Origin of the sequence: Bordetella sp. 15P40C-2, from assembly GCF_009763235.1 — a bacterium.
In the GTDB taxonomy this organism is placed as follows: domain Bacteria; phylum Pseudomonadota; class Gammaproteobacteria; order Burkholderiales; family Burkholderiaceae_B; genus Bordetella_A.
The window spans coordinates 38,142-63,291 of record NZ_WSJA01000037.1 but is presented as its reverse complement, the minus strand read 5'-3'; the positions used below and the strand labels follow the sequence as shown (position 1 = coordinate 63,291).

Below are 25,150 nucleotides of genomic sequence, written 5' to 3'. Positions count from 1 at the left end.
TCAGGAGCTCCCATGGGGAAAGTGTTAAAGGGCATCAAGGTCATTGAGCAAGGCACGTTTATCACGGGGCCGGCGGCAGGGATGTTGCTGGCTGATCTGGGTGCAGATGTGATCAAAGTCGAGCAGCCGAAGACTGGCGATCCGTTTCGCGCATTCAAGGGCGGACTGTATAGCCCGCATTACCAGACCTATAACCGCAATAAGCGCAGCATCGAACTCGATACCAAGGACCCTGAGGACGCCCAGGTCTTCGATGCATTGATCCAAGACGCTGATGTGTACATTCAGAATTTCCGCCCCGGCACTGCCGAGCGTCTGGGGGCGGGGGAGGATCGGCTCAGAGAGATGAATCCTCGACTGATTTATTGCGCGATCAGTGGCTTTGGACAGACCGGGCCAGCGGCAGGCCGGCCAGCGTATGACACGGTGGCTCAGGCTGCCAGCGGTTTTCTGAATCTGTTGGTCAATCCGGCAAACCCTCGTGTGGTGGGCCCGGCCATTGCCGACTCGTTGACGGGATTTTATGCGGCCTATGGAATTCTGGGCGCCTTGGTCGAGCGTGCGAGAACCGGGCAGGGCAGACGAGTGGACGTGTCCATGCTTGAGGCCATGTGCCATTTCAATCTGGACGCGTTCACGCATTTCCTGTCCGAAGGCGAAATCATGGGGCCCTATAGCCGCCCCAGCGTGTCACAGTCGTACACGCTGCGGTGTGCCGACGATAAATGGATCGCGCTGCACATGTCATCGCCCGAAAAATTCTGGCGTGGCCTGGCGCAGGCAATTGAGTGGCCGGGTCTATTTGATGATCCGCGCTTCGCGACGCGCGAGGGCCGAATCACCCATCAGGAAGACCTGATTGATTTGCTCGGCCAGCGCTTCGCCGCGCAACCACGGGCTGTGTGGTGCGAGCGTCTGCAAGCGCTCGACGTGCCGCATGCACCCATGTATGACACACGTGAAGCGCTGCAAGATCCGCAAGCGCGCCATCTGGAACTCGAGATCGAAGGGGTTCATCCCCAACGTGGCCCTTGGAAAACGGTGCGTTCTCCGGTCTCGTTCGACGGGCAGCGGCCTACTGAGGTGCGCCCGCCACCCACACTGGGCGAGCATAACGACGAGATCCGTGCGGCATTGCGTGCACGCCTGGCCTGAACGCGCTCGGTCACATTACAAAAACAAGGAGATGTCATGAAAATCGGCAAGGAAACCGTACCACGCACTGCGATCTGCACGTCCGACGAACACACCATTGTCGTGCGCGGCGCTGACCTGTGTCAGGACCTGATTGGCAAGATGGATTTTGGAGATTATTTCTATCTGCTGGTCACGGGGCGTCGTCCCGACTCGGCCGCCAGCGCGGTGTTGAATGCCACGTTGGTGGCCATCGCCGAGCACGGACTGGTGCCGAGTGTGCAAGCGAGCCGTATGACCTTGGCAGCCGCACCGGACGCGCTTCAGGGAGCTGTCGCGGCAGGGATTCTGGGTTGCGGCTCAGTGATCTTGGGCGCGTCAGAAACGGCGGGCCGACTGTTTCATGAGATCGAATCTCGCGCCGGTCGCGACGGAGATCTGGTGGAGGCAGCACGTGTGGTCGTCCAAGAGTATCGCGCGGCGCGGCGAGCAATTCCAGGCTATGGGCATCCTCTGCACAAAGAGCGGGACCCCCGCGTGGCCCGATTGTTTGAGGTTGCGCGTGACAGCGCAGCGGGTTTGCAGTACATCGCTATTGCCGAAGCGGTTGAAAAAGTTATTCCCGAAGTGGTGGGCAAGGATTTGCGCCTGAATGTGTCGGCCGCAATTCCAGCCGTACTGCTGGGTATTGGGTTTCCGCTATCGGCACTAAAGGGAGTGCCAATCTTGGCTCGGGCGGCTGGTCTCATTGCGCATTTGACCGAGGAGCAGGAGGCTCCCATCGGCTTTGCGCTGTCGTATCAAGCTACGCGCGAATTGCAGTACCACGGTGAAGTTCCCCCGGGATTCGGGAAGGCGCAGTCATAGCGCCAACACGGGCGATGCGCCCTCGCTGCGCGTCGCAATCACAACAATCAGGAGAGACAACCATGCACAAATTTAATCCGCTATCTCGTCCGGGAAAACTGCGCCGTACTCTGATCGGCGCGGCGTTGGCTACGCTCGGCCTGGTCGGCATGTCTGCTCAAGCCGCGACATTTCCCGATCGTGCCGTTCGCATCGTCGTGCCGTTCGGTCCCGGAACGACCACCGACACCATCGCCCGCATCGTCGCTGAGGCCATGTCCAAGCCTTTGGGCCAACAAATCGTCGTCGAAAACCGAGCCGGTGGTGGGGGTACGATCGGGACTACTCAGGTAGCCCGCGCGCCGGCCGATGGCTACACATTGGTCATGGGTACGGTGGGCACGCATGCGATTAACCAGGCTTTGTACAAAAACCCCGGTTACGATCCTGTGAAGGATTTTGAACCGGTGGCATTCGTCGGACAGACGCCGACGTTTCTGGTCACGGGTAGCGGGTCAGGCATTCAAACACTGAAGGATCTCGGTGCTGCCGCGAGCAAAGGTGAGGGTGTCGCATTCGCATCGGCTGGCAGTGGCACCTCGGGCCACTTGGCCGGGGAGTTGCTCAAGTCGCGATTGGGGGGCGAAATGGTTCATGTGCCCTACAAGGAAGGCGGCTTGGCGGTCTCGGATGTAATGTCGGGCCAGGTGCAGTTCATGTTCTATCATCCCGCTGCGGTACTCCCGCATATTCAATCCGGAAAGCTCCGCGCACTCGGGGTGTCCAGCGCCAACCGTAGCAGCGCCGCGCCCGATGTGCCCAGCATCGCTGAGCAGACTGGCAGTGATTTCGATCTGGTAGCGTGGTTTATGTTGTATGCGCCGCAGGCAACGCCGGAGCCGGTGATGGCGACATTGCGTAAAGCAGCAAGCGAGGCACTGTCCGATCCGCAAGTGCTCAAACGCTTGAGTGGACAAGGTGTTGAGCAAGGCGGCGAGTCGACGCGCGACCTGACGGCGTTCGAGCAGAGCGAGATCGCTAAATGGTCGGATTTGGTGAAGAAATCCGGCGCTCAGGTGAACTAACCCGGTATCCGCGAGGGGCGGGCGTTAGCACAGGACAGTATCTATGCATGAATTTGTCTATACCGCACAGTCCGCCCGGGTGGTGTTTGGCACCGGCGCGCTGCGCCACTTGGAGGCGGAAGTCGAGCAACTGAGCGGGAGCCGTGTGTTGGTGTTGTCCACGCCGAATCAGCGCCCAATAGCGGAGTTGGCTTTGCAGCTATTGGGTGCCCGTGGCGTGGGGGTGTATGACCAGGCCAAAATGCATGTGCCCGTCGCGACCGTGCGTGACGCAGCCGAGGTCGCGCGGCGACTCTCGGCCGACTGTACGGTTGCGATCGGCGGCGGTTCGACCACGGGCTTGGCAAAGGGCTTAGCACTGGAGTGTGGTCTGCCTATCGTCGCCGTGCCGACGACCTACGCTGGCTCAGAGATGACACCCATCTACGGAATGACGGAGGGCGGCATTAAAACCACGGGCAAAGATGTCCGCGTCCTGCCGCGTTCGGTCATCTACGACCCCGATTTGAGCGCGGGTCTGCCCACGGCGCTGGCTGCGGCCAGTGGGCTCAATGCCATGGCGCACGCCGCTGAGGGGCTGTATGCGCGCGACGGTAACCCGATCATGGGCCTTCTCGCAGAAGAGTCGATTCGTGCGCTGGCCCGAGGTCTGCGTCGCGTTGTGGCTCAACCGTTAGACAGTCTGGCACGCAGTGACTGTTTATATGGTGCGTGGCTCGCGGGGACGGTTTTGGGGAATGTCGGCATGGCGCTGCACCACAAACTCTGCCATACCCTGGGCGGGACTTTTAATCTGCCGCACGCGCAAACGCATGCGATCATCCTGCCCTATGCCATGGCATACAACAGTGCAGCGGCACCTCAGGCCATGGACCGCATCGCGCGCGCCCTTGGAGATTCGCAGACTCCTGCCGCGACAAGCCTGTACAAACTGGTAGGCGATTTGGGCGTACCGTGCGCTTTGCGTGATATTGGCCTGCAATCCCACCAGATAGATCAAGCAGTGGATCTGGTGATGGCACAGCCGTACTGGAATCCGCGGCCGATGCAACGTGATGCTTTGTCTGCCTTGCTGCAAGCCGCCTACGAGGGCGCCCCACCGGATCTATCTGTATAGCCCCGACAGCGGCTCGCGACGGTCGGCTGATCAGCCCGGCTCTCGCGAGCGTGTCCTGATGGTTATAGTCGCGCAGTGCTATCCAGGCTCGGGTCAATGCCCGCGCTGAGCATCGCCGCGCACTACGGGCGCATGGACCCCGAACGTCGAAAATTCATCTATGCCGAGCTCAAACGCGAGGCCGAAAAAATCACGCGCGAGCTTGGAGAATGAACGTATGCTCGGTGTGGACGGGTGGCGGGGAGGGCGGCGCCGTTGCAGCGACCTGTTTGCTAAGATACACTACCCTTCGCATCGCGATACACGATGTTATTGTTTTTAGTCTGCTGGTTGGAGAGGACGCCATGTCGATCGACGCCCTCTTCCAATTGGGGATCGTCTCAGTTGCTCTGAACACCTCCCAAACGGAAGATCGCATTTGTCGCTCAGAGCGACACCATATTGTTCGCGCCATCCACACTATCGCCCGCCGCATAGTGGGTTTGCTTGCGACCTTATCCAACGCACGACAGCAAAAATTCGTTCTGCCGCACGCTGTGCAGATACAGATGTATAGCGGCCGAATGCCGAGCTAAGTCCAGCGCTCGAGGCTTCGAGCATGCGGTCACGACGCAGCAATGCGATTTGCTGCGTGTTTCCGGCGTGCGCGGCCATTTTCTGATCACCACGACAATCGACGCCCATCGCGGGCTTTGCGCGCGAGCGGAGGTTGCTTTCGCATCGAATTGCTTACGTCATGATCCAGACCCCGTACTACCTTATCGATAAGACTGCTTTGCAGGAAAATCTGCGCAAGGCAGCCCGACTACGCGAGTTATCCGGCGCCAACATCTTGCTGGCGTTAAAGTGCTTTGCCACTTGGCCGGTATTTGACTTGATGCGCGAATATCTCGATGGCACCACGTCTTCGTCGCTCTTTGAGCTCAAGCTTGGACGCGAGAAGTTCGGTGGCGAAACCCACGCCTATAGCGTCGCCTGGGCCGATCACGAGATTGCCGAGGCAGTGTCCAATGCCGACAAGATCATCTTCAACTCCATTTCGCAGTTCGAGCGCTACGCCTCGCAGGCAGCCGGCATCCCGCGCGGCCTGCGTCTGAATCCGCAAGTCAGCTCGTCCACCTACGACCTCGCGGATCCCGCCCGGCCATTCAGCCGTCTGGGCGAGTGGGACGTCAAGCGAATCGCGTCCGTCGTGGATCAGCTCGACGGATTCATGATCCATAACAACTGCGAGAACGCCAGCTTCGAGCGTTTTGACGAGCTGCTCACGCAGGCCGAAGAGCGCTTCGGACGCTTTTTGCAGCGTGTTAAATGGGTCAGCCTGGGCGGTGGCATACACTTCACCGCCCCTGGCTACCCGCTGGACGCCTTGGCTCAGCGCCTGCGTGCCTTCGCTGAACGCTACGATGTACAGGTCTATCTCGAACCCGGCGAGGCCGTCGTTCAAAACAGCGCATCGCTCGAAGTCACCGTGCTGGACACTCTGCACAACGGCAAGAACATCGCCGTCGTCGATAGCGGCACCGAGCCGCATATGCTGGACCTGCTGATCTATCGCCTCAACGCACGCGTTGAACCCAATGCCGGTCCGCATCGCTACATGATCTGTGGCAAGACCTGCCTCGCGGGCGATGTCTTTGGCGAGTTTGACTTCCCGGAGCCGCTCGAACCCGGCTCGCGCGTGTCCATCCGCGACGCGGCGGGCTACACGATGGTTAAAAAGAACTGGTTCAACGGCCTTTCCATGCCATCCATCGCCGTCAAGGAACTGGATGGAACCGTGCGCCTCGCGCGTTCATTTACCTATCAGGATTACGTCGACAGCTTAGGCGGCTAGGCCGGCCTGACTCATTAACTGGTTGCAAAGGGAGTGCGAAAGATGAAAAGAAATGTCCTCATCATCGGAGCCGGCGGCGTCGCCAATGTCGTGGCCCACAAATGCGCGCAGAACAATGTTTTGCTGGGCGATATCCATATCGCTTCGCGCACCGTGGAAAAATGTCGCGCTATCATCCAGTCCGTGCATGAAAAAGGCAGCATGCAGCAGCCCGGGATACTGAATGCCCACGCCCTGGATGCGCTGGACATCCGGGCCACCTCGCAGTTGATCCGTGACACTGGCGCTCAGATCGTGGTCAACGTCGGGTCGGCATTTCTGAATATGTCGGTGCTTTCCGCCTGCATCGACACGGGCGCGGCTTACATCGACACTGCCATTCATGAAGACCCCGCCAAGGTATGCGAGCAGCCGCCCTGGTACGCCAACTATGAATGGAAACGCCGTCAGGAATGCGCCGACGCCGGCGTCACCGCGGTCTTGGGCATCGGGTTTGATCCCGGCGTCGTCAACGCGTACGCGCGCCTGGCAGCCGATGACTATTTCGACAAGATTTCGTCCATCGATATCATCGATACCAACGCCGGCTCGCACGGCCGCTACTTTGCCACCAACTTCGATCCCGAGATCAATTTCCGTGAATTCATCGCCACGGTCTGGTCTTGGCAAAATCGTCAGTGGAAAGCCAATTCGATGTTCGAGGTGCGCCAAGAGTGGAACCTGCCCGTCGTGGGCCAGCAGACCACCTACCTGACCGGCCACGACGAGCTGCACTCACTATCAAGCGTGCTCGATGTACCCGATATCCGTTTCTGGATGGGATTCTCCGATCACTACATCAACGTCTTCACGGTGCTCAAGCAGCTGGGCCTGCTGTCCGTCGACCCCGTTCAATTGCCTAATGGTCAATCCGTGGTGCCGCTGCAAGTCGTCAAGGCCGTGCTGCCGGATCCCGCATCGCTCGCACCCACCTACCAGGGCTATACGTGCATCGGCAACAAAGTGCACGGCATCAAGGACGGTCGCCAGAAAGACCTGTTGATCTACAACGTCTGCGATCACGCCGCCTGCTACCGCGAAGTCGGCAGCCAGGCCATTTCTTACACTGCTGGCGTACCCGCGGCCGCAGCGGCCATGCTTATCGCTCAGGGTATCTGGGACACGCGTCGCATGATGAATGTGGAGGAACTGCCGCCCCGTCCGTTGTTGAACTTGCTGGATAAAATGGGCTTGCCAACCAGGGTGAAAGACGAACAAGGCGACCGGCCGTGGAATCAGGCGGTCGAGCTCGGTTCCGAGGCGCTTGACGAGTACGCTGACGAACGCGAACTGGTGCAGGTTGCCTGATTGTTAGGCAGATGCAAGCAGACATGCGCGGGTTGTATGGGGTATTCTTCCCATATGACCCACGCGAAAATCGCTACCGCCTGCTTGGCAGCCCACCGACGAGGCCCTCGACATCTAAGTTGAGTGGCAAGTCACATTCAGGCGCCCCGAGTCGGTGCCTCTTCCCGGAAGGCCACGATACACACGTGGCCTTTTGTTTGCCAGATTCCCCATACCGCCGTGTATCGCAAGGTCTTCATTTCTTGTTCAAGGAATGACCATGACTGATTTTTCATTGACCATCCAGTCGTTTCGGCCTTCGGACGAAGCCGATGTCGTCGGTCTGTGGCGTGCTTGCGGCCTGACACGGCCTTGGAACGATCCCGCCAAGGACGTCGCGCGCAAACTGACCGTACAGCCGGACCTGTTCTTGGTCGGCGAAGCAGAAGGCGCGATTGTCGCAACGCTCATGGGCGGCTACGACGGCCATCGCGGGTGGGTCAACTATTTGGCCGTGGCCCCCGCGTTTCAGCGGCGCGGCTATGCCACGGCAATGATGCGGGAAATAGAGTCCAGGCTGTTGGCAATGGGCTGCCCTAAAATCAACCTGTTAGTCCGCTCAGACAACCTGGCCGTGCAAAGCTTTTACGAAAGCCTGGGCTTTGGTCAAGATGCTGTCATCAGCATGGGAAAGCGTTTGATTCCAGACTAATGAGCCATCCCAGGCACGAAAACGCTACGTCGGGTCTACAACTTTGTATGCTTCCACGCTTTGTTCAGCAGCACATACATCAAGGCGACCAGCGCCAATAAAGCGAAGCCATTGGAAAAATACACAAAAACAATGGCATCGCCGATCCGTTCGTTGGCGATCAACCAGCTCGCGATCGACAGGCCACAGGACAGGCCAAAAAGCCAAATCAGGAATACCTTGAATACTTTCATATCGTCACAATAAATGGATTTCGGCTAGTTTATAGCCGAAAAACGACGCACGTGGTTGCTTTATGGTCGAGCATCCCGATCAAGTGCTTATATGGTGATTTACCAGTGGCAGCGGCAATACCGGTCCCTGCGGACCGATATTGCCAACTAACTCACTTGGTGTGACGTACGTGAGTACTAAGAACGTGTTCGCGCCCGTCTGGGAATAGGGCGGCCACTGAAACCTCGCCTGATCACTCAGACTTGGTATTCATAGTGGAAAGGACGCCAATGTTTGGTCGACTCGATTTCCGCGGAGAGCTGTAGCACCACATCGTCCTGGCCAAAGTGACCAATGATCTGCGTTGCCACGGGAAGCCCTTCGCCCGTCCAATAGGTAGGCAGGGCAGCCGCAGGCTGTCCGGAGGCGTTGATGATCGCCATGAAGCAAGAGTAATTCCCCACCCGCTTCCTGAGATCCCAGAAGTCCCGGTCCATGGATAGTTCACCCAGTTTGGCCGGCAGCTTGCACAGCGCCGGAGTCATCAGGATATCGATGGACTGCATCCAACCAGACATCAGGCGACCGACCGCATGGAAAGTGTTGACCGCCTCGATATAGTCGCGGGCAGACAGGGTTTTTCCATATTCGTAGCCAGTGTAGATCGCACGTTCCAGATCCGACGTCGATAAGGTCTGGCCGCTAGCCTGCAGTTTTGCCTCGACGCTATTTACGATATTGCCCGCCAGAACGTTGGTATGTGCCTTGATGTAGCTCTGATAGTCGAATTCTGGAATATTCAGATCGACGATTTCATGGCCCAGGTCCTTGCAGATTTGCACCGTCTTTTCGAGGGCTGCGGACACCTCTGGATCGGTCGTGACGCCGCCGAATGTCTCGCGCCACACACCGATGCGTAGCTTGCGAAACGCTTTGGGCTGCACAGCGTCCATGAACGACCGCTCGAATACCGGCGCGGCATAGGGCGATCCCGGCGCATAGCCACCAATGGCGTCCATCGCAGCAGCCGTGTCTCTGACCGTGCGGCTCAGGACGCCGTCGACCGCCAGGCCGCCCCATCCTTCGCCGCGCAGTGGGCCCATGGGCACCACACCCCGCGACGCCTTGAATCCATAGATGCCGCAGCATGCAGCGGGAATACGGATAGAACCACCGCCGTCACTGCCATGGGCCACTGGCACGACGCCAGTCGCGACCGCGACTGCGGCACCACCGCTGGAACCCCCGGGCGAACGTGTCACATCCCAGGGATTCTTGGTGACTTTCCCATACACCGTGGCTTCGGTGGTCGGCGCCATGCACAACTCGGGCACCGTGGTGCGCGCGTAGGCGATAAAGCCCGCCTTTTCGAAGCGCTCTGCCAGGAACGAGTCCACCGCGTACTTGCTGTCTTTGAACAGGGCAGAGCCCACATGCGACGGAAAACGCCGTGATGCGAGGCCCGAGTCCTTCAATAGGAACGGGATGCCCCGAAATGCGCCGCGCTCTTCCCAGTTCTGCGCCAGTGCAAGGCTTTCGTCGAACTGCTCATGACACAGAAAATCGAATTCCTGATCGAGCTTCGTGGCGAGCTCGATGGAGGTCTGCATCAGCTCGTAAGGCGTGGTTTGCCGTTGCGCCAATAAATTCGACAGGTCCAGCCCGTCAAGCTTTTTGAATTCTGCTGTTTTCATTGGCTTCGTTAGTTCTGGGGCAAACCGGACATTTCGAACATCTTCTTGAACTCGCCCGAAGCGGTGTCTCGGAACTTGTCGCTTTCTTCAGGGGTCGCGGCAATGAGTTCAAACTGAAGCGTCTTCATCTTCTCCACGAACGCCTCTTCTTGCGCGACCTTGTTGATCGATTCGTAAATCTTGTCGATGGTCGCTTTCGGGGTCTTGCCGTTGACGGTCAAGATCAGGACAGAGGGCACCGTCAGATCGGTCGGGTTGTCCTCACGTTGGGGTACGGCGTCGGGAAACTCGCTGACTTTCAGGTCTTGCAGAATGGCGAGAGGTTTCACTTTTCCGCCCACGGCGAACGGATAGGTGTTGCCCAGCACATCGACGTGAGCATCAATATGGCCGCCCATCAAGTCACTGGCTGCTTGAACGCCACCTTTATAAGGCACGATCTCGAAGTCGAGATTGTTCGCCTGCTTCCAACGCTCCAACGACAAATGGGCCGAACCACCGATCACGTTGACCGCAATGGAAATCTTGCCGGGGTTCTTCTTGATGGCTTCGACAAAGTCGGCAAAGGTCTTGTACTCGGAGTTAGGGTTAACCGAGAGGGAATGCGGCGTGCGATACAGATACGACACACTGGCCAGATCGGCATCCGCGTCGTAGGGCGGCTTTTTGAAGGAGTATTTGTTGATAAAGAGGCTGGTCTCGGCGGACATCAGAATCTTGTTGCCGTTTTCACCCCCCTTGATCGTGGCGAACACCGAGGGCAGAGTCGCGCCGCCGGGGACGTTTTCCACTATCACGTTGGTGTCGGGATGCAGGCGGCCGAGGCCTTCGGCGAGCATACGGCCGATCACGTCAGTGGAGCCGCCGGCCGGGAACGGTACAACGATACTCACGGTCTTCTCCGGCCAATCCGCGGCTTGAGCGGCTGGCGCGAGCACGGACGAGATCATGACCAGTCCGGCGGCGATGAGCGCATTGCAATGTTTCTTGATGATGGTGGAAGGTGCTGACCGCATAGGTTCCTCTTGAGTTGATCCGGAGGTGGCTTGAGAACCACTTTGTTTATATCCGATAAGGGGGCGCTATTATGCACAAAATTTTGCAGTGCATAAAAACCCGCTGTACAGTCCGTTCAGGACTGTCAGCTAGTGAGGTCTTGCAGGTCTTTACATGGTCCGCCGCCATAGTTTGCGGCAAGCGGCTCAGGCCATCGTCACGCAGGCCATTTAATCGCCGAGAGGGCGATTGTCCAACTCAGATGTCGAGATTCCCAAGATTCCGGAACGGACGTCACGGGTGGACTCTTGGCATGAAGGAATAAAGTAGGGGAGCCCTCCCGGTCCTACTCGCGGGTAAGACCCAAGGGCAGGGTCAGCGGCCCTGCCGGTCGGGCGGAAGAATGCCGGTGGCTGGCCACCGCAACATTAACCCGAGTGAGCGCGCTTGCCCGGGTTTTTCTTGTGGTGGGTGTGCGAACCACGCTCGCGGCTCACGCGCTGGCCGCGGCCTTGCGTCGTAAAGGTCACTCCCTTCGGAGCGACGGGAGCGGGGGTACGCTTGCGGTCGGCTTCAGTAACGATTTTGTTGCCCATGGAAATTTCTCCAGTTTGAATAAAGCGGCCTATTGTTTCATATTCGCGGGATTTATTCTCGCCAACCGGAAGGCCGAAGGCAAGGCGGCCTCCGCCACCGTGAGTCTGCGCGGATTGATGGCTGACACGGCAGCGGTCTTCTTGATTAGTGGATATGATCGAGGCTGCCTGTTCACTCTAGTTTCTAACTCATTTTGCTGGCATTTCCTCGCCCCACGTGTCTTTACGAAGACGAACATTTGCTGGTGCTCGACAAGCCCGAAGGACTTCTCTCCGTACCCGGCAAAGGGCCTGACAAACAAGACTGCCTGACGCATCGAGCACTGCTGTATTGGCCGGATGCGCTGGTAGTGCACCGTTTGGACATGGCCACCTCCGGTCTCTTGATATTTGCACGCTCGAAAGAAGTGCAGCGCCGTCTTGGCGATGCCTTTGCCGCGCGTGAAATCTTTAAACGCTACATAGCTACTGTCTATGGCGAAGTCGAGCAAGCACCGGATGGCGCATGGCACCTTATTGATGCACCGTTAATCTGCGATTGGGAGCGTCGCCCTCTACAAAAAGTGGATTACACCGTAGGCAAGCCGAGTCAAACGCGCTTCCAACGCCATCCCGACCAGGCCGGTACGCTACCGGGCTGTACCAAGATATGGCTTGAGCCCATCACCGGACGTTCGCATCAATTGCGTGTACACATGGCCCATGTCGGGCTGCCTCTCGTGGGTGATCCCTTGTATGCCCCCGCACATGTCCTAGCGTTGGACAAGCGACTCCATCTACACGCTGCTGAACTGCGCTTCCGACACCCCTGTACGGACGAGACCCTGCATATTCGTAGCAATGCAGCAGGGTTTTGCTGTCAGGATGCGGTCATTGATCAGGCGAGCCCGGGCAGATTGCCTTAGCGCCGCAAAATGCAAAACAAGGCACGATATCGTCAGACGTCGTGCCTTGTTTTAACCGGGAATCTTGGTGGAGCGGAGGAGGATCGAACTCCCGACCTTCGCATTGCGAACGCGACGCTCTCCCAGCTGAGCTACCGCCCCGATAGACCGAAAATATATCACATTTCGCTGCGGCATTTGAAGCGTCATTCCAGATTCAGTGTCGCAATGACCGGCGCATGATCCGAGGGCTGCTCATTGCCGCGCGGCCCCTTATCAATCACGCATGCCGTGCATTGCTTGGTCAGTGGTTCAGACAGCAGAATGTGGTCAATCCGCAGCCCCGCATTGCGGCGGAAAGCGAACTGTCGGTAATCCCACCAGGAAAAAGACTTCTCCGGCTGCTCGAATTTGCGGAAGGAATCCGTCAGCCCCAGATCGATCAACGCGCGAAATGCTGCTCGCTCGGGCTCGGACACCAGCACCTGTCCTTCCCATTTCTCAGGGTTATGGACATCCTCATCGGCAGGGGCGATGTTGTAATCGCCCAGCAATGCCAGCCGCGGATAGCTCTTGAGTTCCTCGGCGACCCAATCGCGTAAATGGCGGAACCATTCCAGTTTGTAGGGATACTTCTCGGAATTCAGCGACTGACCATTCGGGCAATAGGCGCAGATCACGCGTACATCGCCACCCGGGGCGGGCAGGGTGATGGCCAGCAGGCGCTGTTGCGGGTCGTCCATGGTCGGGATGTTGCGCACCATCGCCGAACCCGTCTCGCGCGAGATGATCGCGACGCCGTTATAGGTCTTCTGGCCTGCCCAGACGGCCTGATAACCCAGCTCGGTAAAAGCATCCAATGGAAATTTGTCATCCGTCAGCTTTAACTCTTGCAGACAGAGCGCATCGACCGGATTGGCCGACAACCAATCGAGAACTTGGGGCAGGCGAACCTTCAGAGAGTTGACGTTCCAGGTGGCTAACTTCATTCGTGCATTCTTCTTTTATCCGCGAATTGGCGTGATGTCTGACGCAGTGGGTCCGACGGGCGACTCGATGGCCAGACGCCGCTCCGTCATGGATACGGTGGACCAAGTGAAGAGGGGATGATACCCCGCAAGACAGAATCATTCTCGGTCTCAGGCCAGGAACCCCGCCTAAGCCAAAAAACGAAGTTAGCCAGCGTCCTTTGCGTCGTCGCAGAGTCGGGGAATTCCCTAGGCCTGCAAGGCGTCGCCCGGCCCCAAAACCAATCAGGTTAACGCTTTGCGGCAGGCTTCCAATAAAGGCAACGATGTCTGAGAAATATTGATATGGATTGAACGCTCTTCGCCTACCTAGAATACCTGGCGACTCGCTCCACGTCGGGTGGTAGGGCAATTCGGGTGGCCGTCAGGAGGTTCTTCTGCCGCGCCTCGACTAGAAAAAAGGAAAACAATGCTTTCGTACGCATTGCGACGGCTTCTGATGACTTTTCCGGTCATGCTGGTCGTTGCGCTATTTGTGTTCGGCTTGCTGGACTTGGCACCAGGTGACCCTGCTGCCTTGCTGGCGGGAGAAGATGCGACGCCAGAAGACATTCTGCGCATCCGAGCCACATTGGGCTTAGATCAACCGTTCATGCAACGCTTTGGCGTCTGGAGCTGGAACGTGCTGCACGGAGATTTGGGCGTCTCCTTGTTCACCGGTCAGCCGGTGCAACACATGATCAGCCAGCGGCTTGCGCCGACGTTCTCGCTGATGGTGATGACCTTGATCGTTTCCGTTGTCATCGCTATTCCGATCGGCGCCTTGGCGGCATGGAAGCACAACCGCCTGCAGGATCGCACCATCATGGTCCTGGCAGTGTTCAGTTTCTCCGTGCCTTCGTTTGCCGTGGGTTACTTGCTGGCCTGGTATTTCGGACTGCAGCTGCGATGGTTCCCTGTGCAGGGCTATGTTCCGCTATCGCAAGGATTCTGGGCCTCCATACACACTTTGGTCTTACCGGCGTTAGCGTTAGGTAGTGTTTATGTCGCTTTGATCACTCGAATCACGCGCGCCACGCTGTTGGAAACCTTGAGCCAAGACTATGTTCGCACCGCTCGTGCGAAAGGGGTGAACAATCGCGGGCTGCTCTTTCGCCATGCATTGAAGAATGCCGCCGTCCCCATCGTCACGGTTATCGGCAGTGGGGTGGCGTTATTGATCAGCGGCACGGTGGTGATCGAAACCGTGTTTTCTATCCCAGGGCTGGGGCGACTGGTGGTCGACGCTATTCTGCGGCGCGACTACCCGATCATCCAGGGCGTCATTTTGCTCTTCAGTTTTATGTACGTATTGGTCAACCTGCTGGTCGACCTGCTGTATCGCGCCTTCGATCCGAGGATCAAGTACTAATGAATACGTTAATCGGTTTCTTGAAGCGGCATCCGACCACAGCCGTTGGTGGTCTGCTGCTATTAGGGCTCTTTTTCATCGCGATTTTTGCGCCTTATCTGGCGACGGTAGATCCCACGGCGCTATCACCCATTCATCGCACCAGGGCGCCCAGTGCACAGTTCTGGTTCGGCACCGATTTGCTGGGGCGTGATGTGTACTCTCGCGTGATCTATGGCGCGCGCATATCGTTGTTCGTCGGATTCACGGTCGCGGCGCTATCAACTTTGATTGGTGTCGTCATTGGCTTGGCAGCGGGATTCGTACGGTGGGTCGATGCCGTGGTGATGCGGATCATGGACGGACTCATGTCCATCCCTACCATTCTGTTGGCGATTGCCTTGATCGCGCTCACCCGCGCGTCGTTGCAGAACGTGATCATCGCGATCACGATCGCGGAAGTCCCGCGTGTCGTACGGTTAGTGCGGGGATTGGTGCTGTCGTTGCGTGAGCAGCCTTACGTAGAGGCTGCGGTAGCCGCCGGAGCGAGCCGGCTGCGTATCGTGTCGCGCCATATCTTTCCGAACACCTTGGCGGCGTTGATGGTGCAGGCGACCTATATCTGCGGCGTGGCTATTTTGGCTGAAGCCAGTCTGTCGTTTATTGGCGCGGGCGTCCCGCCTTCGCTTCCTTCGTGGGGCAACATCATGGCTGAGGGCCGTGCGCTGTGGCAGATCAAGCCGCACTTGATCGCTTTCCCAGCGATATTCCTTTCAATCACGATCCTCGCTATCAACATGCTGGGCGACGGACTGCGTGACGCGGTCGATCCGCGCATGGCCAAAAGGATTTGACGATGGATGCACGTACCTCAAAAAACCGACGCGTCCTCGAAGTCGAGGGCTTGTCGGTCGCCTTCGGCTCTGGCGAAAACACCTTCCGCGCCGTTAAGTCGCTCGACTTGCACGTGGATCGTGGCGAAACCTTGGCTATCGTGGGCGAATCCGGCTCCGGAAAGTCGGTCACGTCCTTGGCAGTGATGCGCTTGGTGGAGTTTGGTGGCGGGCGCATCGAAAGCGGTCGCATAACGCTTCATCGTGCTTCGGGCGAGGCCGTGGATATCGTGGCTGCGTCGGAAGACAGTATGCGGGCCATGCGGGGCAATGATCTTGGCATGATTTTCCAGGAGCCCATGACCTCGTTGAATCCCGTGTTCACGGTAGGGGCGCAGATCATAGAAGCCATACGACTGCATCAGCCAGGCGATGTGGCGACGGCTCGTGCGCAAGCCATCCGGATTTTGGATCAGGTTCGAATCCCAGGTGCCAGCGCCATGTTGGGCCGCTATCCCCATGAGTTGTCTGGGGGCATGCGCCAACGCGTCATGATCGCCATGGCATTGTCATGCAAGCCCACCTTGTTGATCGCGGATGAACCCACTACCGCGCTGGACGTCACGATTCAGGCGCAGATCCTGCAGCTTATTCGTGAGTTGCAGCACGAAATGGACATGGGGGTCATTTTTATTACCCACGATATGGGCGTTGTCGCGGAAGTCGCCGACAGGGTGATGGTGATGCGCAAGGGGGATGTGGTCGAGAACAATGATGTCCATGGCTTGTTCAAGGCCCCAAAGCATCCTTATACGAAAGCGCTGATGGCTGCGGTGCCGCGCCTGGGCGCGATGCGAGGAACCACCTTGCCCGCGCGGTTTCCGCTGTTGTCGGATACCGAACAGAAAGAGCCGCCGCCTGCAGTGGCGGCCAAACCAGACGTCGTGCTAAGTGTGCGCGACCTCACGACTAGGTTCGACGTGCGGGGCGGGATGTTCGCACGCGTCAAGAAACGCGTTCATGCTGTGGAACAGGTGAGCTTCGATCTGCACGCGGGTGAGACGCTGGCATTGGTGGGTGAGTCAGGTTGCGGCAAAACATCCACCGGTCGGTCGTTATTGCGTTTGGCCAAAACCACGCGAGGCACGATTGTCTTTGAGGGCAGAGCAGTCAATCCCGACGATGCCGCTGGGCTGCGGCTGCTACGCCGACATATGCAGTTCGTATTCCAGGATCCTTTTGCGTCCTTGAATCCGCGCATGCGTGTGGGCGATTGCGTGAAAGAGCCGATGATCATCCAGGGCCTATACCATGGGGCCGAGGCAGACCGTCGCGCGGCCGAGCTGTTCGAGCGGGTGGGGCTGGATGCGTCGATGCTACGCCGCTGGCCGCACGAATTCTCGGGTGGCCAACGGCAGCGCATTTGTATCGCTCGCGCATTGTCGGTGAACCCTAAGGTATTGATTGCTGACGAATCCGTGTCCGCATTGGATGTCTCTATCCAGGCGCAGATTGTGAATCTGCTCATTGATCTGCAGCGCGACCTCGGGATCAGCCTGCTGTTTATCTCCCATGACATGGCTGTGGTGGAACGCATCAGCCATCGCGTTGCCGTCATGTATTTGGGCCAGATCGTCGAGATCGGCCCCCGTCAGGCCATATTCGAGAATCCTCAGCATGCGTATACCCGCAAGCTGATGCAGGCGGTGCCTATCGCCGATCCTGGCGCACGTCGCGGCGGCAGCCTGGAATTAACCGAGTTGCCGAGCCCTGTGCGTGCCGTGGGCGACGAGCCCGAGGTGCAGCCCCTTGTACAGGTCGGCGAAGGTCATTTTGTTGCGAGGCACCGTATTGGCGGTGCGTACTGAGCGTTTGTCCTTTTGTTCTGGAGATCGAAATGGATCGTAGAAGTTTCCTCTTGGCCTCTTCGGCCTCGGCGTTTGCGTGGGCAATGCCTGGTATGTCATTCGCACAATCGGGCAAGCCCATTTTCCGGTGGGTGCCGCAAGCGGACCTGACCTTGCTGGACCCGGTGTTCACGACGGCAGCAGTCACACAACAGCATGGCCAATTGGTCTTCGACACCTTGTATGGCCTGGACAACGACTACCAGCCCAGCCCGCAAATGGTGGCCAGTCACGTCAGCGAGAACGACGGTTTGCTATGGCGGCTTACGCTGCGTGACGGCTTGGTGTTTCACGATGGATCACCGGTTCGTGCGCAGGATGCCGTAGCCAGTATCCTGCGTTGGGCCAAGAAAGATCTGATGGGAAGGTCCTTGATGCAGTCGACGGAATCGTTGAAGGCGTTGGACGACAAGACGATCGAATTCAAGCTGAGCAAACCCTTTCCCCTCATTCTGAATGCGCTCGGACGTCAATCGGGCAATATGGCTTGCATCATGCCGGAGCGTTTGGCGCAAACGTCCGAAACGGCAGCCATCAAGGAGGTGGTGGGGAGCGGCCCCTTCAAGTTCGTGCCCGAAAAATGGATGTCTGGCTCGCGCGTGGTCTACGAAAAATTCGCTGGCTATGTACCACGCGAGGATGATCGCAAGCCGGAGTTCACAGCTGGGCCCAAGGTGGCACACGTGAACGAAGTCCATTGGCACATCATTCCTGATCGTGCCACGGCGATTGCCGCGCTACAGGCAGGCGAAGTCGATGGTGTCGAGATGGTCGACAACGATTTTCTGCCCATTCTGACGGCGGACCCCAACATCCATCTGGTCAAGCGCAGTCTGCCCACGATTGGCGTCATGCGTCTGAACCACTTGCACGCGCCCTTTGACAATCCTGCGATTCGCCGAGCCGTACTCAGTGCGGTGAACCAAACCGAGTACATGACGGCCATGAACGGCGCTGATTTTCCAGAATACTGGAGCGATAAGTGCGGCGTTTTTGTGCCGGGCTCGCCCATGGACAGCGATGCCGGCATGGAAAAGCTTACCGGCAAGCGGGATATCGCTGGCGCGCGCGAAGCAATCAAGGCGGCCGGTTATAAGGGTGAAAAAGTCGTGCTGCTGGATCCGGTGGATTTCCCCACATGGCATGCCGCGGCGCTGGTGACTGCCGATCTGTTCAAACGGCTGGGGTTTAACGTCGACGTGCAGACGATGGATTGGGGCACGGCTGTACAGCGCCGCAATAACCAGGATCCCCCTGACGCGGGTGGTTGGAGCGTCGCCTTTACGGGCAACACTGGCCCGAATAACTTGGATCCTGCAGGTCATCTGGCGCTGCGCGGCAATGGTAAACAAGCTTGGTTCGGGTGGCCAACCAGCGAACGCATCGAAAAACTGCGGCTGGATTGGTTTAATGCGCCGGACTTGGAAACGCAAAAGCAGATATGCCGCGAGATTCAGTTGCAGGTGTTTGAGGACGTGCCCTATATCCCGCTAGGCGCGAGCTATCCCGTAAGCGCTTTGCGCAAGGAATGGAAAGACTTCCAGCCTCAGATGTCCTTGTTCTACACCGTGCGCAACAGCTAGGGACAAGGAGGTCCATATGCGTAGCAACACACCGAAAGTGGCTGTACTAGGCTTTCATCTGGAGGCCAACGCTTTTTCTCCGCTTTCGGTAGAAGAAGACTTTCGCGCCCAATGTTGGGAAGAGGGTGACGTGATTACCGAACTGGCGCGCGGCGTGAGCCGTTTGCCGAGTGAAGTGACGGGATTCTATGCCCGCATGGATCAGCTCGGGCCATGGCGGCCTGCACCTTTAATCGTGGTCGGCGCGCCTCCAGGAGGACCTGCCTCTGTTGAGGTATGGTCCACTTTCCTGGCCGAGGTTGAGCGGCGCCTGCGGGCCGCCATGCCAGTGGACGCCGTGTATGTGGCCAATCATGGCGCCTCGTCGGCGGATGGCGTAGACGATACCGAAGGCGTTTTGGCACAACGTCTACGCGGGATAGTAGGGCCAGACGTGCCCATCGTTGCGACGCATGACCTTCACTGCAATGTGTCCGAGGAAACGGTAGATGCGCTGGACGCGATGATCGCTTACCGAACCAATCCGCATGTCGATCAGCGCGAGCGTGCTGCTGACGCAGCCGACCTGATTCACGAGATGTTGGACGGAACGCGCATGGAAACGGCCTACATACGGCTTCCGTTGACGCCTCCCTCGGTCACGTTGTCGACAGCCAGCGGTCCCTACGCCGATATGGTCACGATGGGTACGAGTTTGATCGACAAGCGCGGTGAGGGGCCCATCGCCAACGTTTCTGTTTGCGCTGGCTTTGTGTTTTCCGACCTGCCTAAATGCGGCGTCACTGTCACCGTTACGTCACGCGGGGACTTGCATGCCGCGCGTCGCGCGGCGCTTCGTGTGGCACGTGCAGGTTGGTCAGACCGGTGGCGCTACGTGGCCAACACCATCGATGTCGAGCGCGCCGTGGCCCTGGCGCGCGAGGCGTCAGAGCCGCTGTTGTTCGCCGATGTCGCTGACAATCCCGGAGGCGGGGGCCGAGGCAATACCTCCTGGCTGTTGAAGGCCTTCGACGAGGCACGTATCCCCAATGTGGTCCTTGGGGTTTTCGTCGATCCGCTCCTGGTCGCCGAAGCGGGCGCGTTGGGCGTCGGCGCGGAGTTTGACGCGGTGTTCAACCGTGAGGAAAGTGCTTATTCGGGGCGCTATACGTCGCGCGCCCGAGTGTTGAAACTGACGGACGGCGAGGGCATGGGCAGGCGCGGCATCCTGCGAGGGCGGCGGTTTTCATTGGGGCCCACTTGTCTTTTGCAGTTGGTCGAATCAGGGATGCTTGTGGTGGTAGGCTCCCTGCGGCGTCAGCTTGCCGAGCCAGCGATCCTGGAGATGCATGGTATAGACATTGCGCAAGCGGGGCATGTGATCGTCAAAAGCCGTGGACACTATCGAGCCGGATTTGATGAGTTCTTTCCGAACGAACGCATCCATGACGTCGATAGTCCCGGATTAACGACGCCCAATTTGAAACAGGTCGCCTTCAAGCGTCTGCCGCGTCCAGTATGGCCATTGGATGATGACGCCGTCTGGCATGAGCCTGCGTGGGCAGCAGATGTGATGGCCTAGCGATTCGTATCGCTTTGGATAGCGGCCATCTGCCATGCAGGATGGTTATAGGCCGCCTCCATGTGTTCGCGCAGCAAATTCAAGAAGCGAACCACGCTCACGGGCAGATGGCGGTCAGCCATGGTTTGAATATGGCAATTGCGTTGGTGCAGGCTGGGGTTAGATAACGGAACGGCGACAAGCTCGCCCCGTTCCGTGAGTCCCCGGACCGTCAGGTCACTGGAAAAGCCAATCGCCCCGCCGTCCATACAGCTGGTGTGAATGCCTTCTTGGTTGTTGCAGGTGAGCGCCACATTAAGCTTGATATTCTCATGCATGCAGCAGAGTTCGACCATGAAGCGTATGGTGCTTCCCGGCCCCATCAGCGCCACGGGGTAGTCCTTTATGTCGCTCAGTGACAGGACTTTGTGCTGCGCCAGGGGGTGAGAAGGGGACATGATGGCGAAGACGGGCATTTTTCGGGCGTATTGGACCGTGACCCCTTGCGGGGGCGAAAGGTTATAGCTGACACCGATATCGTCTTCGCCCTCGCGCACACGGCGATTGACCTCCAATGATTGCAGGCAGGTCAGCTCAAAACGCAGGGAGGGTTCGATGGAGAGTGACCGGGCAATGACCCGAGGTAGTAGTTCGCGGCCGAATGCCTGGTTGGCGGAAATTCGGATGAGCTTCTGCCCGACTTTGTTAAGTTCACGGATTTCTGCCCGGGCACGTTCCGACTCCAGGGTTGCACGGCGCGCGTAGGCTTTGAGCAGTTGCCCTGCCTCTGTCAACACCATGCCGCGAGCATGGCGCTCGAACAACAGCGTCTGGTGTTCTTCTTCCAATTTACGGATCATGCGGCTGACAGCGGAGGGCGCGACATGCAAGGTCTGCGCCGCCCGTGTCAGTGAACCAGTATCTACGACTTCCAAGAAATACTGTAAAGCGGTGTTTAGCATGAGCTCGGGGCCAACAGCAGGGGGCGATCAATGGGTCAGGGCCTAATACTACTTCGACTGCATCAACCGCCGGTCGCGAGCTTCATCGCATTGGCGCAGCATCGCTCCATCGGGAGGCTCTCAGCTCTGCATTCGCGTCCGCGAACTGAGCCGTGAGTGGGTCGGAATACAGCTGTCCGAATTGCTCCAAGGGTACCGTACGGGTGATGCTCTTATTGCCGATCCAAACCGTCACACCCCCGTATGCCAAATCGTCGCGAGCACTCTGAGTTTGATGGGCATGTACGTCCTGCGGCTGTTCGGACGTCGAGGGCTCATTTTGGTGAGGGCTGTTAGCTGAGGTATTCAAGGTGGTCATGCTGTCTCCGGATAGCAAGGGCGCTGCACAACGCGATTGCACCCAATGCCGCACTGAGTGGTAGAAAAACGGTTGTGGTTCCCTTTTGTTGCAATTTCCCAGGGTCAGTACCAAGCTTTTTACCGGTCTTCCTATGCGTTCATCTATGGCATATGGTGGCATCGGGTCAAGGTGGCGGGGTTAAGACGAGTCCGAAATGTGGAATTCATAGTTGTGTTAATTAGTAACATCCATATACTTTGCTACGGTTGTAGAACATAGTGCGTGTAGAGGCACGTTGTCTCTACTATTACTAGGATCTACATTGAAGACAGAAATCGGTATCGTGAAGTGGTTCAACAACGACAAAGGCTTTGGCTTTATCATGCCGGAGCAGGGCGGTAAGGATCTCTTCGCGCACTACAGCGAAATTCAGGGCAGCGGCCACAAGTCTCTCGAAGAAAACCAACGAGTGTCGTTTGTGGCTGGTCAGGGCGCCAAGGGCCCCTGCGCCACGCAAATCACCGTGCTGTAAAGAGTCTGCGCGCCCGTAACCGGGCGTCTGCAGCACCGCACGCGAGGTCGGTTCCTCTGAAACAGAGGGCCGGCCTTTTTGTTTTGACCCTCGATACGCTCATGCCAGCTTTGTGCCGCCTCAGCGGACTGGGCACATAGACCGAACGCTGGCGTCGGTGTTACCGGATGCGCAGCAAACGCAGGCCGTTGGCCACGACCAGCAGGCTCGCGCCCACATCCGCGAAGACGGCCATCCACAGCGTGGCGTGGCCGGTAATAGCCAAAGCCAGGAAGACGGCTTTGATACCTAGCGCCAGGCCGATGTTCTGCATCAGGACGCGGTGAGTCGCGCGCGACAGCCCCACGAACTGTGCGATTTTTCGCAGGTCGTCATCCATCAGCGCCACATCCGCCGTTTCAATGGCAGTGCCCGTGCCGGCGGCACCCATGGCGAAGCCGATATCGGCGCGCGCGAGCGCTGGCGCATCGTTGATGCCATCGCCCACCATGCCGACTTGATCACGATCGCTCAGTTTCTCTTCGACGGCACGTTGTTTGTCCTCGGGCAGGAGCTCCCCGTGGGCCTCGTCGATCCCCGCCTGTTCGGCGATGGCGCGTGCCGCGCGGTTGTTGTCGCCCGTCAGCATCAGCGTGCGTACGCCGAGGCGGTGCAGGTCGGTGATGGCTTCGCGGGTGCTGGCTTTCAGCGTATCGGCCACGGCAGCGACAGCGAGTATCCGTGCGCCATCGGTCAGCGCGATCGCGGTCTTGCCCTCGGCTTCATAGCCTTCGATCTGCGCCTTTAAAGCGGGCGTGTCTACGCCCAGCTCGCGCATCAAGCGCAGATTGCCTAGATGCAGCTGCTGTTCATCTACACGACCCCGTACGCCCCGGCCGGGCAGGGCGGCAAAGTCCTGAACCTCCGGCAGGCCGACATTTGCCCGTCCCGCAGTGTACGCTTGGGCGACGGCTTTGGAGACCGGGTGATCGGAGCGTGCGGCCAAAGCGGCTGCCAGGAGCGCGGCGGGAGCGTTCAACGCGTCATCCAAGGAGGAACCGCCGTCGGCAGCCAGCCCATCGGTAAAGTCGGTGCACACCGGTTTGCCGTGCGTCAATGTCCCCGTTTTATCGAGTGCCAGCCAGGTCAGCTTGCGCCCTTGTTCCAGGTAAATCCCGCCTTTAATCAGAATGCCGCGACGCGCAGCGGCCGTCAGTCCGCTGACTACGGTGACTGGTGTGGAGATCACCAAAGCGCAGGGGCACGCGATGATTAACAGTGCCAGCGCGCGGTAGATCGCATCCATCCATGACTGGCCCCATAGCAGGGGCGGCACGACGGCCACCAGCACCGCCACCAGCACAACCACTGGCGTATAAACCCGCGAGAACCGGTCGATGAATCGTTGCGTGGGTGCCCGCGCGCCTTGCGCCTGTTCGACCGCATGGATAATCCGGGCCAGCGTGCTGTCCCCCGAGGCGGCAGTGACGCGGTAGTCGAAGGCGCCGGTAGTGTTGACCGTCCCTGCGTACACGACGTCGCCAACCGTCTTGTCCACGGGCAGACTTTCCCCGGTGATCGCCGATTGATCGATCGCGGACATGCCCTCGGCGATAACGCCATCGGCGGCGATGCGTTCCCCGGGGCGCACGCGGACCCAGTCCTCGATACGCAGCTCGGAAACCGGTACGGTCTTCCAGGATCCGTCAGGCTGACGCGTGGTCGCGGTCTGGGGCGTCAACGCTAGCAGGTCGCGAACCGCATTACGGGCGCGATCCAGCGCGCGCGCTTCGATCAGCTCGGCGATATTGAATAGCACCATGACCATGGCCGCCTCGGGCCACTGGCCAATCAGCACCGCGCCGGTCACGGCAATGCTCATCAGCGCGTTAATGTTCAGATTGCCATTGCGCAGGGCGATCCAGCCTTTACGGTAGGTGCCCAGACCGCAAGTCAAAATGGCGGCCACGGCGAGTACAGCCGAGATGGCGACGGGCAAACTGGCAAAATGCGCGGCTTCCGAGAACGCGGCCAATACGCCGCCCACGGCTAGCAGAATGCCGGTACGCGACGAAGGTGCTTCCTGCGGAGCAGGGCCGTCGGCGTCCTTGTCGGATAGCACCTCGGGCGTCATGTCCAGCGATTTGATCGCCGCAACGACGGGGTCCAACGCGCCATCGTCGTGCACAACGGTCAGGATGCGCTGCATGAGGTTGAAGTGCACCTCATGAACCCCCGACAGTTTGTCCAGCTTCCTGCGGATCAAGGTCTCCTCGGTAGGGCAATCCATTTGCCCGATGCGCAGACGAGTCAGTTGCTGGCCGGGGCCGGCGCGCAGCGTGGCGTTTTCAGCCGAGGGGAAGGGTGTGCAGCATTCCTGTTCCGCATGTTCGTGGGCGTGACCATGGTGATGCCCGGCGCAGGCATGCCCGTCGGCGTGTTCATGGTGATGCCCCTCGCGGACATGCGCGTCCAATGCCTCGTGGTCATGATGCGAGTGATCGTGGCCATTCTGCTCGCCATGGGCGTGGTCGGTATGCGCGTGGCCATCGGTTTGATTACGCAGCAGAGTCATAGGACGGAATCCCGCGATGTGGTGACAATGCGCGCATTTCACACCCTAGAGTTACTATAGGGTCAACCCCCCTTGCCAGATTTCGCGGCATGCCGCGCAGC

At 58.7% G+C, this 25,150-nt stretch carries 21 protein-coding genes and 1 tRNA gene; 14 read left to right on the top strand and 8 right to left on the bottom strand.

What is annotated here, in order from left to right:
• Positions 1-12: 12 nt before the first annotated feature.
• The 7 genes from GOQ25_RS15710 (at position 13) to GOQ25_RS15675 (ending at position 8,057) form a co-directional block, all read left to right on the top strand.
• Entirely contained in the window at positions 13-1,155 is a 1,143-nt protein-coding gene (locus tag GOQ25_RS15710; RefSeq protein WP_160351419.1) for a CaiB/BaiF CoA-transferase family protein, read from the top strand.
• A 36-nt stretch (positions 1,156-1,191) separates the two neighbouring features.
• Entirely contained in the window at positions 1,192-2,001 is an 810-nt protein-coding gene (locus tag GOQ25_RS15705; RefSeq protein ID WP_160351418.1) for a citryl-CoA lyase, read from the top strand.
• A 62-nt stretch (positions 2,002-2,063) separates the two neighbouring features.
• The gene (locus GOQ25_RS15700; protein ID WP_160351417.1) at positions 2,064-3,065 is read left to right on the top strand and encodes a tripartite tricarboxylate transporter substrate binding protein; all 1,002 of its coding nucleotides are present in this window, start codon (positions 2,064-2,066) and stop codon (positions 3,063-3,065) included.
• Between the two features lie 43 nt (positions 3,066-3,108).
• Positions 3,109-4,182, top strand: a complete 1,074-nt coding sequence (locus GOQ25_RS15695; RefSeq protein ID WP_160351416.1) for a maleylacetate reductase — start codon at positions 3,109-3,111, stop codon at positions 4,180-4,182.
• Between the two features lie 736 nt (positions 4,183-4,918).
• The gene (locus GOQ25_RS15685) at positions 4,919-6,019 is read left to right on the top strand and encodes a carboxynorspermidine decarboxylase (RefSeq protein ID WP_160351415.1); all 1,101 of its coding nucleotides are present in this window, start codon (positions 4,919-4,921) and stop codon (positions 6,017-6,019) included.
• A 42-nt stretch (positions 6,020-6,061) separates the two neighbouring features.
• Entirely contained in the window at positions 6,062-7,366 is a 1,305-nt protein-coding gene (locus tag GOQ25_RS15680; protein ID WP_160351414.1) for a saccharopine dehydrogenase family protein, read from the top strand.
• Between the two features lie 259 nt (positions 7,367-7,625).
• A complete protein-coding gene (locus GOQ25_RS15675; protein WP_160351413.1) occupies positions 7,626-8,057 on the top strand; it encodes a GNAT family acetyltransferase in 432 nt (143 codons plus the stop codon).
• 35 nt (positions 8,058-8,092) lie between these two features.
• Here GOQ25_RS15675 and GOQ25_RS15670 read toward each other — a convergent pair whose 3' ends face one another.
• The 4 genes from GOQ25_RS15670 to GOQ25_RS19420 form a co-directional block, all read right to left on the bottom strand.
• Positions 8,093-8,290, bottom strand: coding sequence for a hypothetical protein (locus GOQ25_RS15670; protein ID WP_160351412.1), 198 nt, complete (start codon positions 8,288-8,290; stop codon positions 8,093-8,095).
• Between the two features lie 237 nt (positions 8,291-8,527).
• On the bottom strand, positions 8,528-9,964 hold the full coding sequence (locus GOQ25_RS15665) for an amidase (protein ID WP_160351411.1): 1,437 nt from the start codon (positions 9,962-9,964) through the stop codon (positions 8,528-8,530).
• Between the two features lie 8 nt (positions 9,965-9,972).
• Positions 9,973-10,980 (bottom strand): tripartite tricarboxylate transporter substrate binding protein, encoded by a 1,008-nt coding sequence (locus GOQ25_RS15660; protein WP_160351410.1) that lies wholly within the window; start codon positions 10,978-10,980, stop codon positions 9,973-9,975.
• Positions 10,981-11,388: 408 nt separating this feature from the next.
• On the bottom strand, positions 11,389-11,556 hold the full coding sequence (locus GOQ25_RS19420) for a hypothetical protein (protein ID WP_202109502.1): 168 nt from the start codon (positions 11,554-11,556) through the stop codon (positions 11,389-11,391).
• Positions 11,557-11,795: 239 nt separating this feature from the next.
• Here GOQ25_RS19420 and GOQ25_RS15655 point away from each other — a divergent pair, with 239 nt between their 5' ends.
• The gene (locus GOQ25_RS15655) at positions 11,796-12,461 is read left to right on the top strand and encodes an RluA family pseudouridine synthase (protein ID WP_236844613.1); all 666 of its coding nucleotides are present in this window, start codon (positions 11,796-11,798) and stop codon (positions 12,459-12,461) included.
• 65 nt (positions 12,462-12,526) lie between these two features.
• Here GOQ25_RS15655 and GOQ25_RS15650 read toward each other — a convergent pair.
• Together GOQ25_RS15650 and xth are read right to left on the bottom strand one after the other, a co-directional pair.
• A tRNA-Ala gene (locus tag GOQ25_RS15650) sits at positions 12,527-12,602 on the bottom strand.
• A 44-nt stretch (positions 12,603-12,646) separates the two neighbouring features.
• The gene (gene xth / locus GOQ25_RS15645; RefSeq protein WP_160351409.1) at positions 12,647-13,429 is read right to left on the bottom strand and encodes an exodeoxyribonuclease III; all 783 of its coding nucleotides are present in this window, start codon (positions 13,427-13,429) and stop codon (positions 12,647-12,649) included.
• Positions 13,430-13,877: 448 nt separating this feature from the next.
• Here xth and GOQ25_RS15640 point away from each other — a divergent pair, with 448 nt between their 5' ends.
• Genes GOQ25_RS15640 through GOQ25_RS15620 form a run of 5 tightly spaced genes read left to right on the top strand, consistent with a single transcriptional unit; the run spans position 13,878 to position 20,682 of the window.
• The gene (locus tag GOQ25_RS15640; RefSeq protein WP_160351408.1) at positions 13,878-14,819 is read left to right on the top strand and encodes an ABC transporter permease; all 942 of its coding nucleotides are present in this window, start codon (positions 13,878-13,880) and stop codon (positions 14,817-14,819) included.
• Complete coding sequence (locus GOQ25_RS15635) at positions 14,819-15,652, top strand: ABC transporter permease (RefSeq protein WP_160351407.1); 834 nt, start codon at positions 14,819-14,821, stop codon at positions 15,650-15,652. Before GOQ25_RS15640 ends, GOQ25_RS15635 begins: the two co-directional genes overlap by 1 nt.
• Positions 15,653-15,654: 2 nt before the next feature.
• The gene (locus GOQ25_RS15630) at positions 15,655-17,499 is read left to right on the top strand and encodes a dipeptide ABC transporter ATP-binding protein (RefSeq protein ID WP_160351406.1); all 1,845 of its coding nucleotides are present in this window, start codon (positions 15,655-15,657) and stop codon (positions 17,497-17,499) included.
• A gap of 29 nt (positions 17,500-17,528) precedes the next feature.
• On the top strand, positions 17,529-19,121 hold the full coding sequence (locus GOQ25_RS15625; RefSeq protein ID WP_160351405.1) for an ABC transporter substrate-binding protein: 1,593 nt from the start codon (positions 17,529-17,531) through the stop codon (positions 19,119-19,121).
• 16 nt (positions 19,122-19,137) lie between these two features.
• Entirely contained in the window at positions 19,138-20,682 is a 1,545-nt protein-coding gene (locus GOQ25_RS15620) for a M81 family metallopeptidase (protein WP_160351404.1), read from the top strand.
• Here the strand turns inward: GOQ25_RS15620 and GOQ25_RS15615 are convergent.
• On the bottom strand, positions 20,679-21,623 hold the full coding sequence (locus GOQ25_RS15615; RefSeq protein ID WP_160351403.1) for a LysR family transcriptional regulator: 945 nt from the start codon (positions 21,621-21,623) through the stop codon (positions 20,679-20,681). The genes GOQ25_RS15620 and GOQ25_RS15615 overlap by 4 nt on opposite strands.
• A gap of 662 nt (positions 21,624-22,285) precedes the next feature.
• Between GOQ25_RS15615 and GOQ25_RS15610 the strand changes: the two genes are divergently transcribed.
• Complete coding sequence (locus GOQ25_RS15610) at positions 22,286-22,495, top strand: cold-shock protein (RefSeq protein ID WP_160351402.1); 210 nt, start codon at positions 22,286-22,288, stop codon at positions 22,493-22,495.
• 160 nt (positions 22,496-22,655) lie between these two features.
• Here the strand turns inward: GOQ25_RS15610 and GOQ25_RS15605 are convergent, their stop codons facing one another.
• Positions 22,656-25,049: a heavy metal translocating P-type ATPase gene (locus GOQ25_RS15605; protein ID WP_202109501.1), complete on the bottom strand. Its 2,394-nt coding sequence runs from the start codon at positions 25,047-25,049 to the stop codon at positions 22,656-22,658.
• Positions 25,050-25,150 lie beyond the last annotated feature (101 nt).